Genomic DNA, 14185 nt, shown 5'->3' on the forward strand with positions numbered 1-14185 from the left:
GCCGGCTCCAGGGCGTGTTCATCGTGGTGGTGGCGGGGGGGCCCCGGCGCGGGCGCGTGCGCCCCCGGGGGGTCCCCGCCCGCCCCCCCCCCCCCGACCACCTCTCCCCGTCCCTCAGCCCACGACGGCCTGGGCGTCGATCTCCACGAGCATCGGTTCCTGCGGCAGCCCGGTGAACACGGTGGTCCGGCAGGGCTTCACCCCGCCGGCCGGGATGTTCTCCTCGATGAACTCGGCGTACGCCTCGTTCATGAGGGGGAAGTGGGCGCGCTCGGTGAGGTAGACGCGGAACATCACCACGTCCTCGACCGTCGCCCCGCCCGCCTCCACGATCGCCTTGACGTTCTCCAGGGTGCGCCGGGTCTGCGCCTTCACGTCCCCCGGGTACAGGTACTCCGCCGTGACCGGATCCTGCGGGCCCTGTCCCGAAACCTGGAGGATCGGGCCCTTGCGGACGCCCTGGGAGAACATCCAGGCCGGGGCCGGGGCGCCCGTCGTGCGGATCTCCGTCTTCTTCTCGCTCATCCTTCTGCTTCCTCTTCCTCTTCTTCTCGGTTCGCCCCCTTCCGGGGCCGTCCGTTCCCGGTGTCCGGGTGCCGTCTTCACCGACCGTCGCGTCAGGCGGCGAGGGCCGGTGAGGAGTACCCGTCGGCGGTCACGCGGGTCCGGGCCCACTCCTCTTCCGTGGCGGCCAGCAGGGCCGCCGTCACTCCGGGGGGCGGCGGTGTGCCCTGGTCGCCCGCCCGGGTGAGGGCCGAGGCCGCCGCGATGTGGCCCAGCCGGAGCCGGGACCGTGTGTCCAGGCCGCGCAGGGTGCCCGCCAGGAATCCGGCCGCGAACGCGTCACCGGCCCCCGTCGGCTCCACCACGGCCACCCGCAGGGCGGGCTGCGTCACCACCGTCCGGCCGTGTTCCAGCACGGTCGCGGCGTGCCCCGCGTCCTTCACGACCACGGTCCGCGGGCGGGGGAACAACCGCCGCAGCCGGACCGGATCGTCTTCGCCGAACGTCGCCTCCGCCTCGTCCGCGCCGAGCAGCAGGACGTCCGCCGCGTCGAGGAGGGCGGGCAGTACCCCGGGGTCGCGGTCCCGCCACAGAGCGGGCCGCCAGTTGAGGTCGAAGCTGACGAGCCGCCCCGCGGGGCGCTCCCGCAGCAGGGCGCGGACCAGCTCCAGGCAGTCGTCCGACAGGGCGGCCGTGATCCCGGACAGGTGCACCAACCGTGCCCCGTCGAGGATCCGCGCCGCCTCCGGCAGCTCCAGCAGGGCGGGGGAGAGGGCGGAGGCCGCCGAGCCGGAACGGTAGTAGTGCAGACGGCTGTTGCCCGGTCCCAGGTCGTGCGGGTGCGCGGAGCCGCCGCTCTCCTTGACGTACACGCCGGTCGGGCGCGCCGGGTCCACCTGCACGGCGGACACGTCCACGCCGTGCGCGGCCACCGCGCTCCGCAGCCTGCGGCCGAAGCCGTCGTCCCCGATCCGGCTCACCCAGGCGCTCGGTACGCCGAACCCGGCCAGGGCGCAGGCCACGTTGGACTCGGCTCCGCCGACGGCCGTCCGGAAGGAGTCCACCCGTTCCAGCGGGCCCGGGCGGTCCGGGAGCAACACCGCCATCGACTCGCCGACGCACACCGCGACCGGCGCGGTGCCCGCGCCTGGTGTCGCGGAGGCGCGCCCCGCGGAGCCGGGAGCCGCGGGGGTGTGCTCCGCGCTCCCGCCGGTGTCCGGATCCGCCATGCGGCACTCCTCCTGCTGGTCCCGTCCCTGACCCGGGCCCGCATCGACACCCCGAACCCCGATCGCGCGGAAGGAGTCGACGCGAGCCGAGACGGGCCGAAAGGGACCGAAAGGGGCCGGCTCGCTGGTCCTTTGACCTCCGACCGGCCTCCTGCTAGAACCTTAACACCAGGATGCGCAACGTCCGTTGTGCATGATGCAACGCTCGTGAGGACGTGCTCCCGATGGCCGAACTGCTGCTGCGGGGCGCCACCGTGGTCGACGGCACCGGCGCCGACCGGTTCCGCGCCGACGTCACCGTCACCGACGGCCTGATCACGGAGGTCCGCACCGACCGCGCCGGAGCCCGCCCCGCACCCTCGGCGGGCCGCGTCCTCGACGCGGACGGGCTGGTCCTGGCCCCCGGATTCATCGACATGCACTCCCACTCCGACCTCCGCCTCCTGGTCGAACCCGAGCACGCCTCCCGGGTCACCCAGGGCATCACCTGCGAGGTGCTCGGTCAGGACGGCCTGTCCTACGCGCCGGTGGACGACACCACCCTGGCGGCGATCCGCCGGCACATCGCGGGCTGGAACGGCGACCCGCACGGTTTCGACTGGGACTGGCGGGGCGTCGGCGGCTACCTCGACCGGCTCGACACCGCCGGCACCGCCGTCAACGCCTGCTACCTCGTCCCGCACGGCAGCCTGCGCATGCTCGCCGTCGGCTGGGAGGACCGGCCTCCCACCCCCGACGAACTCCACCGGATGCGCGCCCTGCTGGCCCGGGGACTCGCCGAAGGCGCCGTGGGCATGTCCAGCGGGCTCAGCTACACGCCCGGCATGTACGCCGACACCGCCGAACTCGTCGCGCTCTGCGAGGTCCTGGCCGCCCACGGCGCCTACCACTGCCCCCACCAGCGCTCGTACGGCGCCGGGGCCCTGGAGGGCTACGCGGAGATGATCGAGATCGCACGCCGCACCGGCTGCGCCCTCCACCTCGCCCACGCCACCATGAACTTCGAGGTCAACCGCGGCCGCGCCGGCGAATTCCTCACCCTCCTCGACGAAGCCCTCGCCGCCGGCGTCGACCTCACCCTCGACAGCTACCCCTACCTGCCCGGCGCCACCACGCTCGCCGCCCTGCTCCCCGGCTGGGCCACCGCCGGCGGGCCCGAGGCCACCCTGGCCCGACTCGACGACCCCGCCGCCCGCGCCCGCATCCGGACCGCGCTGGAAGAGACCGGCAGTGACGGCTGCCACGGCGTCACCGCGGACTGGGAGACCGTGCAGATCTCCGGCACCGCCCACCCCGGCCTCGCCGACACCGTCGGACGGACCGTCGCCGCGATCGCCCGGGACCGCGGCACCGGCGGCACCGAGGTCTTCTTCTCCCTGCTCCGCGAGGACCGCCTCGCCACCGGCATCCTCCAGCACGTCGGACACGAGGAGAACGTCCGCGCCGTCATGCGCCACCCCGCGCACACCGTCGGCAGCGACGGCCTGCTCGTCGGGGCCCGCCCCCACCCCCGGGCCTGGGGCACCTTCCCCCGCTACCTCGGCCACTACGCCCGCCGCCTCGGCGTCCTCACCCTCGAAGAGGCCGTCACCCGCATGACCGGACGGCCCGCACGCCGCCTCGGCCTCCGCGACCGCGGCCTCATCAGACCCGGACACCACGCCGACCTCGTCCTCTTCGACCCGGACACCGTCGAGGACGCGGCCACCTACGAAGAACCCCGGCGCCCCGCCACCGGGATCGTCCACGTCCACGTCAACGGCGTCCCCGTGCTCCGGGACGGCCGGACCACCGGCGCCCTGCCCGGCCGGGCCCTGCGCCGCACCGAGGACGGCCCGCGCGCCGTCCCGCCCCGAGGAAAGGCCCCCGCATGAGCGCCGGCACGCACTCCCAGCCCGCGACGACCCCCCGTCCCGCGACGACCCCCCGTCCCGCCACGACTTCCCACCCCGCACCGCCCGGCGCCGCAGCCGAGTCCGCCGTCCTCCCCGGCCCGCAGCGCCCGGACCCCGCCGCCGACCCCATCGGTACCGAGGCCACCGCCGCGGCGCTCCGCGCGGACCTGGCCGCGGACCCGGTCATCGCGGTGGTCCGGGCCCCGGAGATCCCCGACGCGGCGGCCCTCTGCGAGGCCCTCGCCGCGGGCGGCATCACCCGCACCGAATTCACCTTCACCACCCCGGGGGTGACGGACCACCTGGCCCGCGCCGCCGCCGCGGGTCACCGCATCGGCGCGGGCACCGTCCTCACCGCCGCCCAGGCCGAGGAAGCCATCGCGGCCGGAGCCGGCTTCCTGGTCACCCCGGGCTGCCGCCCCGAGGTCGCCGCCGTCGCGCGGGCCGCCGGTGTCCCCGTCGTCCTGGGCGCCCTCACCCCCACCGAGGTCGCCCGGGCCCTGGACCTCGGTGCCGCCGCAGTGAAGATCTTCCCGGCCCGCGCCTTCGGCCCCCGCTACTTCGCCGACCTCGCGGGCCCCTACCCCGGGGTCCCCCTGGTCGCCTCCGGCGGAGTGGACTCCGCCAACGCGGCCGAATTCCTGGCCCGGGGCGCGCTCGCCGTCTGCGCCGGCACCGAGGTGGTGCCGCCCGCCGCGGTCGCGGCCGGCGACTGGGCCGAGATCACCCGCCGCGCCCGCGCCTTCACCGCGGCCTGCCGGGCCGACGCGGGAGCCTGACCCCGGGCGGACGGCGGCGCCGGCCGTGTCGAAGTGCCCTGGCCCGCCGCGATCCGAGGTCCGCCGTGCCGCGCCCGCCCTCGCGTGCGAAACTGCCCGGATGCCCCACGGACACGACGGCGCCGAACTCCGCGTCGGCCACAGCGACACCGAACTGAGCGCCCGCCTCTCGGACGGCCTCGACGAGATCAACTTCGCGGCGACCGGAACCACCGCGGCCGATCAGGGCTCCCTCAGCGTCAAGGCCGTCGACGCCGCCGGGGAGCTGATCGGCGGACTGACCGCCTGGACCTGGGGCGGGCTGCTCGGCATCGAAATGCTGTGGGTCCGCGAGGACAGTCGCAAGGACGGTTGGGGAGCGAAACTGCTGCGCGCCGCCGAGGAGGAAGCGCGCCGCCGGGGCTGCGACCGGGCCTCCGTCTCCTCCTTCACCTTCCAGGCGCCGGAGTTCTACCGTCGGCAGGGGTACACCGAGACGGGCCGGACCCACGGCATCCCCGGCGGGGCCGAGGACGTCCACTTCTTCAAGCGGCTCGACGGCTGACCCGAACCGCGACGGCCGGCACCCCGTGACCGCGACGGACACGAGGGCCGGCCGCATCGCTCGCGCCGACCTGATCGCTCAACGCGCGCGGAAGGACGTTCCCGGGCCGGCGCCGGCGTCGTCCGAGGTCGTGCCCGCCGTCCCCGAGGCACCGCCGCCCAGCAGTCCGAGCAGCAGGAAGAGCACCACCAACACCTTGGAGCCGGTGCCCAGGACCAGCGGTCGGGTCCCGGAGGGCCCGTCGACCCCGGCCCCGGCGCCCGCCCGGTATCCGTCGGCCGCCCCGTACCCGTCGCCCGTCTCCGCCCCGGCCCCCTTGGTCGGGTCCGGCCCCGACACGACCCCCGCCGCCGGGCCCGCACCCCCACCCGCGCCCGTACCCGTCGCCGCTACCGGGACCGGTCGGCTCCCCGGGTCCTCGCCGAACAGGCCCTTGGGGTAGGCGGAGCCGAGCATCATCACGTACGCCATCAGCCGCATCCGGTACCGGGCCACGGCCGCCACGGCCCCGAACACGGTCTCCGGCAGCCGCCCGAGCACGAGGGCGATCAGCCAGAACACCCAGGCCAGCACGAACCATCCGGACTGCAGCAGGCTCGCGACGACCACCGCCGGGATCATCAGCACCAGCCGGAACAGCACGGCCCACCGGTTCAGCGGGCCCGGCGGCGGCAGCGACACCCGTACCGGGTACCCGCGGGCCTCGAACGAGAACGGCGGATAGCGGTCCACGAGGAGCATCGCGCTCGCGGTCACGCGGGTCGCGTAGGCCAGGTAGTCGGAGAGGAACCCGCCCAGGCCCGCCGGCATCCGGCCCGTGAACAGTGCCGCGAACCACCCGGCCACCGTCACGAAGAAGGCCGCGAAGCCGAGCACCGCCGTCACCACGAACTGGGGGATCAGCAACAGCCCGCGCAGCAGCACCGTCCAACGCCGCTGCCGACCCGGCGGCGGAACATCCAGCTCCGGCAGCGCTTCCGGCTCCGGACCGCCGTCCGCACCGGAAGTACGGGCTTCCCACCCTGTGCTCATCGAGGACTCCTGTTCCGGTTCCGGACGCGCCCGCGCGGTACGGGCGAGGACAGGGGACAGGCGTACCGCGCCCGTCCCACCCGGCCAAGGACCGGCCCGGCATGTCGCCCGCGGGCCGCCCACCGGGCCACCCACCGGCCCACTCCGCCAGGCCGGCGGGCCGGCGCCCGGGGCCGGTCGCGCCCGTCCCGGTTCGCCGCGGCCCGCCTACGATGGGCCCATGGCCGGACGCGAACCCCTCCCCACAGCGGACCCCGCGCACCTGCGCACCCCGGGCAGCAGGGAACTCGCCGCGGCCGCGGCGGTCTTCGCGATGCTCGCCGACCCCACCCGGCTGCACCTGCTCTGGCAGCTCACCCGGGGCGAATCCGACGTGACCGCGCTGGCCGCGGCCTGCGGGGCGGCCCGACCCGCCGTCAGCCAGCACCTGGCCAAACTGCGCTTGGCCGGGCTCGTGCAGTCGCGCAAGGACGGCCGCCACGTCCTCTACAGCCTCGCCGACGGCCACCTGAGGCGGCTCGTCACCGAAGCCCTCAGCCACGCCGACCACCGCGTCACGGGCGAACCCTGGCACGACTGATCCGGGTCACGACTGATCCGGGTCACGACGAACCCGACCCGTCTCCGGGAACTCCACCGAAACACGTGCACGGATGCGCACACGTGCACCACAATGGTGCCGACCGCACCCCGTGCCGGAGGCCCGCATGCCCGTCGTCCCGAACCGGCCCGCGTACCGTCGCCTGTTCGCGGCCCAGTTGCTCTCCCTCGCGGGCTCCGGGCTGGCCACCGTGGCCCTCGGGCTCCTGGCCTACCGGCTCGCCGGAGCGGACGCCTCCGCGGTGCTCGGTACCGCCCTCGGCATCAAGATGGTCGCTTACGTGGTGGTGTCCCCCCTCGCCGGGCGCCTCGCCGCCCGACTACCCCGCCGCACCCTGCTCGTCGGACTCGACCTCGCCCGCGCCGCCCTCGCGCTGACCCTGCCGTTCGTCACCCGGGTGTGGCAGGTCCTCGCTCTGGTGCTGCTGCTCCAGGCCGCCTCCGCCCTCTTCACCCCCGTGTACCAGGCCACCCTGCCCGCGCTCCTGCCGGCGGAGGCCGACTACACCCGGGCCCTCACGCTCTCCCGGCTCGCCTACGACCTGGAGAGCCTCGCCAGTCCGGCCCTGGCGGCGGCCCTCCTCACGGTCGTCCCTTTCCCGTGGCTCTTCGCCGGCACCGGACTGGGCTTCCTCGCCTCCGCGGCCCTGGTCGTCCGGACCGCCCTGCCCGGCGGTCCCGAGCCGGCCGGAGCCGACGGTCACGGGCCGGCCGGAGCCGACGGCCATGGGCCCGATCGCACGGACCTCCGCCCCGCACCCGGCTTCCGGCTCTTCCTCGCCACCCCTCGGCTGCGCGCCCTCGCGGCCCTCAACCTCGCCGTCGCCGCCGCCGGTTCGATGGTCCTCGTCAACACCGTTCTCCTCGTGCGCCACGGGCTCGGGCGGAGCGAAACGGACGTGGCCCTCGCCCTCGCCGCCTACGGGGCGGGCTCCATGGCCGTGGCCCTCGCCCTCCCACGGCTCCTGCGTCGGGTGGGGGACCGGGCGGTCATGCTTCCCGGCGCCCTCCTCCTCGCCGGACTCCTCACCCTGCCCGCCCTCGTCCTCTCCCTCGCCCCGGATGCGACCGGGGTGTCCGCAGGGCCGGGGGCCCCCGCCGCGTCGCCCGGCCCCGCCGCCTGGCCGCTGCTGCTCACCGCCTGGCTGTTGCTCGGCGCGGCGGGTTCGGCGGTCCTCACCCCCACGGGCCGGGTGATCCGCCGCTCGGCCGCTCCGGCCGCCCTGCCCGCCGCCTTCGCCGCGCAGTTCGCCCTCTCGCACGCCTGCTGGCTGCTGACCTACCCCCTCGCCGGAAGGCTCGCCACGACGGCCGGCCCCGCCGGCGCGGCCGCCGCGCTCGGAGCCCTCGCCCTCGCCGGAGCCGTCACGGCCCTGCGCTCCTGGCCCCGACGCGACCCCGAGGCCCTGGAGCACCTGCACGGCGAACTGCCCCCGGACCATCCGCATCTGGCCGGCGCGGTGCCCACCGGATCCGGCCGGCGCCACAGCCACGCGTTCCGCATCGACCCCCTCCACCCCCGTTGGCCCGCCCGACCCTGACGGGTACTGCCCGGCCAATTTCCCGGAGCGCCCCGCTCCGCCGTCGCGCACCCGGCTCCCGGGTGCCGCATCCGGCGCCCCCGCACCGTACGCCCCGCCCTGCCCGACTATGTTCCCGCCCGGCGTCGCCGCGTCCCCGGAGAGCGGACGCGCGCGCCCGGTTACAGGAACGTGTCGGCCCTTCATGACGGCGTGCGAGTGACGCGTGTGATCAGAGCGATGGCGTGACAGCACCGTGTCGGCGATGTGAAATGACGTCAACTCCCTTGTTCTACCTGCGTAGATGAGCGACGGTTTCGAACGCACCGGCGACGGAGACGTCCGGCCGCCGGACACGTGCGACCCCCACATCACACCCCCACGTGTGCCGCCCGTACCCGGGGCGGCGCCGCCACAGAGGAGGAACCCCTCGTCATGGCACTGAAGAGCAGCACCAGGACCCGCATCGCCGTCCTCGTCTCGGCCGCCGCCACCTCGGCGCTGCTGGGCACGCTCGCGACGGTTCCCGCCCAGGCCGCCCCCACGGCCACCGGCACCGTCCTGGCCGCCGACTCGCCCACCGCCGTCCCCGGCAGCTACATCGTCACCCTGAAGTCGGGCGCGGGCTTCTCCGCCGCCTCCGTCCAGGGCAAGGGACTCATAGCCGGTCACGGCGGCAAGGTCAGCAAGACCTTCTCCCACGCCCTGAACGGCTACGCGGCCCAGCTCACCGCCGCGCAGGCCCGGAAGCTCGCCGCCCACCCGGCGGTGGCGTCCGTGGAGCAGAACCAGATCGTCCGGTCCGACGCCACGCAGACCAACGCGCCCTGGGGCCTGGACCGGATCGACCAGCCCAACCTGCCGCTGAACGGCACCTACACCTACCCGGACTCGGCGGGCTCGGGCGTCACCGCGTACGTGATCGACACCGGTGTCCGCATCTCCCACCGGGAGTTCGGCGGCCGGGCGGTCAACGGGTACGACGCGGTGCAGAACGACAACGTGGCCCAGGACGGCAACGGGCACGGCACGCACGTGGCCACCACCATCGCGGGCGCCACCTACGGCGTCGCGAAGAAGGCCCGCGTCGTCGCCGTCCGCGTGCTCGACAACAACGGTTCCGGCACCACCGCCGGAGTCATCGCGGGCATCGACTGGGTCACCGCGAACCACCAGGCGGGCGTCCCGGCCGTGGCCAACATGTCGCTCGGCGGCGGAGCGTCCAGCACCCTGGACGCCGCGGTCCGCCGGTCCATCGCGGACGGCATCACCTACGCCATCGCGGCGGGCAACTCCGGCGTGAACGCGGCCAACACCTCGCCCGCCCGGGTCACCGAGGGCATCACGGTCGGCGCCACCAGCAACACCGACGCCAAGGCCAGCTGGTCCAACTTCGGTTCCGTCCTCGACCTGTTCGCGCCCGGCGTGAACATCACGGCGGGCTGGTACACCTCCGACACGGCCACCAACACCATCTCGGGCACCTCGATGGCGGCCCCGCACGTCGCGGGCGCCGCGGCCGTCTACCTCGCGGGCCACACCTCGGCCAGCCCGGCGCAGGTGGCGACCGCCCTGGTCAACGGAGCCGTGAACAACAAGGTGACCAGCCCCGGCAGCGGTTCGCCGAACAAGCTCCTCCAGATCGTCCCCTGACCCGGCGCGCGTCCCCACGCGCGCGCACCACGGGTCATGACCGCGCGGCCCCCCACACGCGCGGGAACCACCGCTTGACCGTGCGGCCCCGCTCCGGACCAGGAGCGGGGCCGCACGGCCGTGCCCTCACCGGGCACCCGGCAACTCCAGGCGCCGCCCCCGGAACCGTTCCCTGACCCGGCGGTCGTGACTGGCCACCACCAGCGTGCCCGGGAAGACGGCCAACGCCGCCTCCAGCTCCTCCACCAACGCCGGGGCCAGGTGGTTCGTCGGCTCGTCGAGCAACAGCAGGTCCAGCGGACCGGCCGTCAGCAGTCGGGCCAGCCCCAGCCTGCGCCGTTGCCCGGCCGACAGTCCGCCCACCGGGGCCCTCAGGTCGGCCGGGCGGAACAGCCCCAGCGCGAGCAGCGCCGCCGCGTGCTCCTCGGGGGTGCCGGGCCGGCCGTCCCCGAAAGCCGCCCGCAGGGTGCGCTCGTCCCCGGCCGCGATCGGGTCCTCCTGTTGCCGGAGCAGCCCGGTCCGCGCGGGACGCCTCACCGTCCCTCCGTCGGGCACCCGTTCACCCGCGAGGACCGCGAGCAGGGTGCTCTTGCCCGCCCCGGCGGGGCCGGTCACCAGCAGTCGCTCGCCGCGCGCCAGCTGCAGTGCGGGCAGGTGGAGGCGGTCGCCGACTCTTACTCCCGCCAGGAGCACCGCCCCCGCATCCGGCCCCGACTCCGCACCCGGTCCCGTGCCGCCCGCCGGGACCCGCCCGCTGAAGCGGAGCGGCTCCGGAGGCGGCGGCACCGGGTGCGCGGCCAGCCGTTGCAGCCGTTCCCGCGCGTTGCGGATCCGGCCCTGCGCCCCGTGCGAGCGGGACCGGGCGCGGAAGGCGCCCGCCCCGCTGAAGGCCCGCGGTCCGCTGCGGGGGATCGCGGCCAGCAGCACGGAGCCGTTGCCCGCCAGCCTTTCCTGCCGGGCGCGTTCGAGGCGCCATTCCTCGTGCTCGCGGGCCTGCCGGGCCCGTTCGGCGGCCTTGGCGGCCAGGTAGCCGGCGTAGCCGTGGCCGTGCCGGTGGACGGTGCGGGAGTCCCCGTCGACCTCCAGGACGGTGTCGGTGAAGCGGTCCAGGAAGGTGCGGTCGTGGGTGGCCGCGACCACGGTGCCGCGGTGGTGCCGCAGGTGCTCCTCCAGCCGGTCCACCGCCTCGTCGTCGAGGTCGTTGGTCGGCTCGTCGAGGAGCAGCAGCTCCGGGGCGGGGGCCAGGGCGGCCGCGAGCGCGAGCCGGGAGCGCTGTCCGCCGGAGAGCGTGCCGAGGCGGCGGTCGCGGTCGAGGGGGGCCCGTTCGCCGAGCCCGCGCAGGAGCACGTCCACCCGCCGGTCGGCCTCGTGACCACCGCGGGCCTCGTGGCGGGCGAGCAGGGCGGCGTACTCCGCCATCCCGGTGGGACCGGCCGCCGACAGCCCCGCCTCGGCGGCCCGGATCCGCGCCTCCAGGGCGCGCAGCCCGGCCAGGGCCAGGTCCACGGCGTCCCCCACGCGGGCGGTCGGCGGCAGGTCGAGGGTCTGGGCGAGGTGCCCGATGCCGCCCGGGGCGGTCACGGTGAGGGTGCCGTTGTCGGGTCGGTCCAGGCCGGCCATCAGTCGGAGCAGCGTGGACTTGCCGGACCCGTTGTCCCCGACGATCCCGACCCGCTCGCCCGGCCGGACGGTCAGGCTCACGCGGTCGAGGACGAGCCGGTCGCCGAAGCGTCTGGTCACCTCGGAGAGCGCGAGCTGGGACCCGGCTGCGCGGACGGGTGCCGGAGCGGCGGCGGAGGGAGCGGTGGGGGCCGCGGGAGCAGGCTTCAAGTGGGTTCCTTCCACTGGGGAACGGGGGCCGTCCCCGGGTCGGGACCCGGCGACGCGTCCAAAGCTAGACGAGACGTTGCGTCTCGTCAAGAGCTCCGCGTGGATCCGCACGCCGCTTCCTCGGTGCGAGGTCGTTCCGGAGGTGTGATCAGGGCGGCCCCTGGTGGGCCCCCTCTACTTCTCCAGCAGGGACGCCAGGGTCCGCAGTCCCCGGGCCAGTTCGCGGCCGTCCGGGGCCTGCGCGGGATCGGTGAGCCACTGCACCATCACACCCGTCAGCAGGGCGATCTGCACCGACCCCACCCCCCGCACGTCGGACTCCGCGACCTCCTCCTCGGGCACGCCCCGCAGGTGCGCGGCCACCTCGCGCCGGGAGGCGCGCTGCCCCTCCGCCAGGATCGCCAGCAGCTCGGGGGAGGACTGGGCGTGCACGAAAGCCTCCACCGAGGCCACCCACAGCCAGCGCAGCTCGCCGAAATCGCGGATCTTGCGGTCCCACATGTCCGCCCAGCGATCCTCGGCCGTCTCGCCCTCGCCGGCGAGCCCGCCCACCGCCTCGCTCCACTCGTCCATCGCCGCGAACAGGGCCCGGTTCAAGAGGGCCTCGCGCGAGCCGAAGTGGTAGCCGATCGCGGCCATGCTCACGCCCGAGGCCGAGGCGATGTCCCGCACGGTCGTGCGCAGGTAGCCCTTCTCCTCCAGGCAGTGCCGCGCCCCGGCCAGCAGGTCCTCTCGATTCCCCATGCCCCGGATGGTAGTCGCGGGCCCCCTTCGTGGAGTTGGGCAGATGCGCTATACGAATGTATTGCACGCTTGCCCAAATTCTGGGAGCCTGGAACGACCGGGGCCGCCGCGTGCGGTGCCCCCGGCGAGCCGATCGTCCACCGGTGAGGGGAGACCACGCGATGCGCGGGGAGTTCGAGATCGAGGGCCGCAGGCTGTCCTACCTGGACCCGGGCGGCTCCGGCCGCCCGCTGCTGGCCCTGCACGGCGGGCTCTCGGAGGCCGCCCACTTCGCCGGGCTGACCGCGGCGCTCGGCGACGAGTGGCGGGTCATCGCCCCGGACCAGCGGGGCCACGGGGATTCCGACCGGGCCGCCGACTACCCGCGGGAGGGCTTCGTCGCCGACGCGGTGGCCCTGCTCGACCGGCTGGGAGTGGAAGGGCCGCTGCCCGTCCTCGGCTTCTCCATGGGAGCGCTCAACGCCTACCACCTGGCGGCCGCGCGCCCCGACCTGGTCTCGGCGCTCATCAACGTCGACGGCACGGTCGAAGTGCCGGAAGGGGCCGCGGAATCCCCCGCAGTGGACTTCCTGCGCACCCTGCCCTACACGGCGGACACCGCCGAAGAGCTGATCGCCGCCTGCGGCCCGCACGGACCGGCCATCGCCCCCTTCCTGCGGCCCGTGCCCGGCGGGGGAGTGCGGCTGCCCTTCCACCCGGGGGACACCCTGCGGATCGTCGCGCTGGCGGGCGGCTCGTACCGGGAGGTGTGGCGGGCCGGTACCTGTCCCGCGCTGCTCGTCCACGGGCGGCGCAGCGACTCCCTCCCGCAGGAGGTGGCCGACGCCATGGTCGCGGACCGGCCCGGAACCACGTACGTCGGACTGGACACCGACCACTACGTGCCCTTCCAGGACCCGGAGGGCTTCCACCGCGCGGTGGCCGGCTTCCTGTCCGGTCTCCCCGGACGGCGCTGACGCGAGCCGGGGCGCGCGGTCGGGAGACCGGGAGGGGCCGACGCCCCGGGGGCGGAACCGTGTCCTACGGCCCCGACGCCCCGGTCGCCGGGGTGCTACGCGGCGGCCGCGCAGTCCGGGTGGCCCCAGCGGGCCCCCACCTTCGTGATCTTCTCGCCCGCCGCGTAGGGCCGCCCGCACGGGCAGGTCCCCGCGAACTTGGCCGTGATGGCGCGGGCGGACCCCGAACCGCCCGCACCGCCGGCGGTCGACCGGGCGCGGGAGGCGCCGGCCGGCTTGCGGCGGGCCGGAGCGCTGCGCACCGGGGCGGGCTCCGGGAACTCCGTGCTGCCCAGGGCCGTGCCGGCCGCGGTCTGGCTGACCGCGGCATCGCTGGCCGCTTGGTCGGCGATGGCGTTGAGGTGGTCGCCGTCCGCCTGGTGCGCGGGCACGTAGCGGAACTGCACTTCGCGTTCCGTCAGCAGGGCGTCGATCCGCTCGACCAGCTCGCGGTTGGCCACCGGCTGCCCGGCGGCGTTCTTCCAGCCGTTCCGCTTCCAGTTCGGCAGCCACTGGGTGACGGCCTTCATGGCGTACTGGGAGTCCATCCGCACCTCCAGGGCGGTCCCCGGCGGGACCGCCTCCAGGAGCTGCTGGAGAGCGGTGAGCTCCCCGGCGTTGTTGGTGGCCCGGCCCAGGGCCCCGGATTCCCACCGCTGCGGCCGTCCCGCGGCGTCGGCGATGACCCAGCCCCAGCCCGCCGGACCGGGGTTGCCCTTGGCCGCCCCGTCACAGGCGGCGATGATGCGTTCAGACATCCCCCGATCATGCCCCACTCCGGGCCCCGCCCCCGCCACGGGCCGCCCGCACGCGCCATCGAACGGGCCGCCCGCGCGGGCCGCGTGGCCCGAGCGGGCGGC

The 14185-nt window shown here is 75.5% G+C and carries 13 protein-coding genes; 7 read left to right on the forward strand and 6 right to left on the reverse strand.

Annotation, left to right across the window (positions count from 1 at the left end):
* Nucleotides 1-114 precede the first annotated feature (114 nt).
* Nucleotides 115-525, reverse strand: coding sequence for a RidA family protein (locus ABTZ17_RS32550; RefSeq protein WP_352199395.1), 411 nt, complete (start codon nt 523-525; stop codon nt 115-117).
* Between the two features lie 92 nt (nt 526-617).
* Complete coding sequence (locus tag ABTZ17_RS32555; protein ID WP_352199396.1) at nt 618-1733, reverse strand: sugar kinase; 1116 nt, start codon at nt 1731-1733, stop codon at nt 618-620.
* A gap of 224 nt (nt 1734-1957) precedes the next feature.
* Here ABTZ17_RS32555 and ABTZ17_RS32560 point away from each other — a divergent pair, with 224 nt between their 5' ends.
* From ABTZ17_RS32560 to ABTZ17_RS32570, 3 genes are all read left to right on the forward strand, one after another.
* Nucleotides 1958-3607: an N-acyl-D-amino-acid deacylase family protein gene (locus ABTZ17_RS32560; RefSeq protein ID WP_352199397.1), complete on the forward strand. Its 1650-nt coding sequence runs from the start codon at nt 1958-1960 to the stop codon at nt 3605-3607.
* Nucleotides 3604-4407, forward strand: coding sequence for a bifunctional 4-hydroxy-2-oxoglutarate aldolase/2-dehydro-3-deoxy-phosphogluconate aldolase (locus ABTZ17_RS32565; RefSeq protein WP_352199398.1), 804 nt, complete (start codon nt 3604-3606; stop codon nt 4405-4407). The genes ABTZ17_RS32560 and ABTZ17_RS32565 overlap by 4 nt, the downstream gene beginning before the upstream one ends.
* 100 nt (nt 4408-4507) lie before the next feature.
* A complete protein-coding gene (locus tag ABTZ17_RS32570; protein ID WP_352199399.1) occupies nt 4508-4951 on the forward strand; it encodes a GNAT family N-acetyltransferase in 444 nt (147 codons plus the stop codon).
* Between the two features lie 78 nt (nt 4952-5029).
* Here ABTZ17_RS32570 and ABTZ17_RS32575 read toward each other — a convergent pair whose 3' ends face one another.
* A complete protein-coding gene (locus ABTZ17_RS32575) occupies nt 5030-5983 on the reverse strand; it encodes a DUF4389 domain-containing protein (RefSeq protein WP_352199400.1) in 954 nt (317 codons plus the stop codon).
* A gap of 220 nt (nt 5984-6203) precedes the next feature.
* Between ABTZ17_RS32575 and ABTZ17_RS32580 the strand changes: the two genes are divergently transcribed.
* The 3 genes from ABTZ17_RS32580 (at nt 6204) to ABTZ17_RS32590 (ending at nt 9756) form a co-directional block, all read left to right on the forward strand.
* The gene (locus ABTZ17_RS32580) at nt 6204-6563 is read left to right on the forward strand and encodes an ArsR/SmtB family transcription factor (RefSeq protein WP_352199401.1); all 360 of its coding nucleotides are present in this window, start codon (nt 6204-6206) and stop codon (nt 6561-6563) included.
* A 127-nt stretch (nt 6564-6690) separates the two neighbouring features.
* Complete coding sequence (locus tag ABTZ17_RS32585; protein ID WP_352199402.1) at nt 6691-8124, forward strand: MFS transporter; 1434 nt, start codon at nt 6691-6693, stop codon at nt 8122-8124.
* Between the two features lie 414 nt (nt 8125-8538).
* Entirely contained in the window at nt 8539-9756 is a 1218-nt protein-coding gene (locus ABTZ17_RS32590; RefSeq protein ID WP_352199403.1) for a S8 family peptidase, read from the forward strand.
* A gap of 126 nt (nt 9757-9882) precedes the next feature.
* On the opposite strand, the gene ABTZ17_RS32595 is transcribed toward ABTZ17_RS32590, so the two are convergent.
* Nucleotides 9883-11496, reverse strand: a complete 1614-nt coding sequence (locus ABTZ17_RS32595) for an ATP-binding cassette domain-containing protein (protein WP_352199407.1) — start codon at nt 11494-11496, stop codon at nt 9883-9885.
* Nucleotides 11497-11760: 264 nt separating this feature from the next.
* Complete coding sequence (locus ABTZ17_RS32600; protein WP_352199404.1) at nt 11761-12330, reverse strand: TetR/AcrR family transcriptional regulator; 570 nt, start codon at nt 12328-12330, stop codon at nt 11761-11763.
* Between the two features lie 143 nt (nt 12331-12473).
* Here ABTZ17_RS32600 and ABTZ17_RS32605 point away from each other — a divergent pair, with 143 nt between their 5' ends.
* Complete coding sequence (locus ABTZ17_RS32605) at nt 12474-13286, forward strand: alpha/beta fold hydrolase (RefSeq protein WP_352199405.1); 813 nt, start codon at nt 12474-12476, stop codon at nt 13284-13286.
* Nucleotides 13287-13381: 95 nt separating this feature from the next.
* Here the strand turns inward: ABTZ17_RS32605 and ABTZ17_RS32610 are convergent, their stop codons facing one another.
* Nucleotides 13382-14083, reverse strand: a complete 702-nt coding sequence (locus tag ABTZ17_RS32610; protein WP_352199406.1) for a ribonuclease H family protein — start codon at nt 14081-14083, stop codon at nt 13382-13384.
* Between the last annotated feature and the right edge of the window lie 102 nt (nt 14084-14185).

Source organism: Streptomyces sp. NPDC097619 (assembly GCF_040302735.1).
In the GTDB taxonomy this organism is placed as follows: domain Bacteria; phylum Actinomycetota; class Actinomycetes; order Streptomycetales; family Streptomycetaceae; genus Streptomyces.

What these genes read in the sequence shown, in the direction of transcription:
- ABTZ17_RS32575 (WP_352199400.1), bottom strand. Translation starts at nt 5,983, where the DNA reads ATGAGCACAGGGTGGGAAGCCCGTACTTCCGGTGCGGACGGCGGTCCG.
- ABTZ17_RS32610 (WP_352199406.1), bottom strand. Translation starts at nt 14,083, where the DNA reads ATGTCTGAACGCATCATCGCCGCCTGTGACGGGGCGGCCAAGGGCAAC.
- ABTZ17_RS32580 (WP_352199401.1), top strand. Translation starts at nt 6,204, where the DNA reads ATGGCCGGACGCGAACCCCTCCCCACAGCGGACCCCGCGCACCTGCGC.
- ABTZ17_RS32560 (WP_352199397.1), top strand. Translation starts at nt 1,958, where the DNA reads ATGGCCGAACTGCTGCTGCGGGGCGCCACCGTGGTCGACGGCACCGGC.
- ABTZ17_RS32550 (WP_352199395.1), bottom strand. Translation starts at nt 525, where the DNA reads ATGAGCGAGAAGAAGACGGAGATCCGCACGACGGGCGCCCCGGCCCCG.
- ABTZ17_RS32555 (WP_352199396.1), bottom strand. Translation starts at nt 1,733, where the DNA reads ATGGCGGATCCGGACACCGGCGGGAGCGCGGAGCACACCCCCGCGGCT.
- ABTZ17_RS32585 (WP_352199402.1), top strand. Translation starts at nt 6,691, where the DNA reads ATGCCCGTCGTCCCGAACCGGCCCGCGTACCGTCGCCTGTTCGCGGCC.
- ABTZ17_RS32570 (WP_352199399.1), top strand. Translation starts at nt 4,508, where the DNA reads ATGCCCCACGGACACGACGGCGCCGAACTCCGCGTCGGCCACAGCGAC.
- ABTZ17_RS32600 (WP_352199404.1), bottom strand. Translation starts at nt 12,330, where the DNA reads ATGGGGAATCGAGAGGACCTGCTGGCCGGGGCGCGGCACTGCCTGGAG.
- ABTZ17_RS32565 (WP_352199398.1), top strand. Translation starts at nt 3,604, where the DNA reads ATGAGCGCCGGCACGCACTCCCAGCCCGCGACGACCCCCCGTCCCGCG.
- ABTZ17_RS32590 (WP_352199403.1), top strand. Translation starts at nt 8,539, where the DNA reads ATGGCACTGAAGAGCAGCACCAGGACCCGCATCGCCGTCCTCGTCTCG.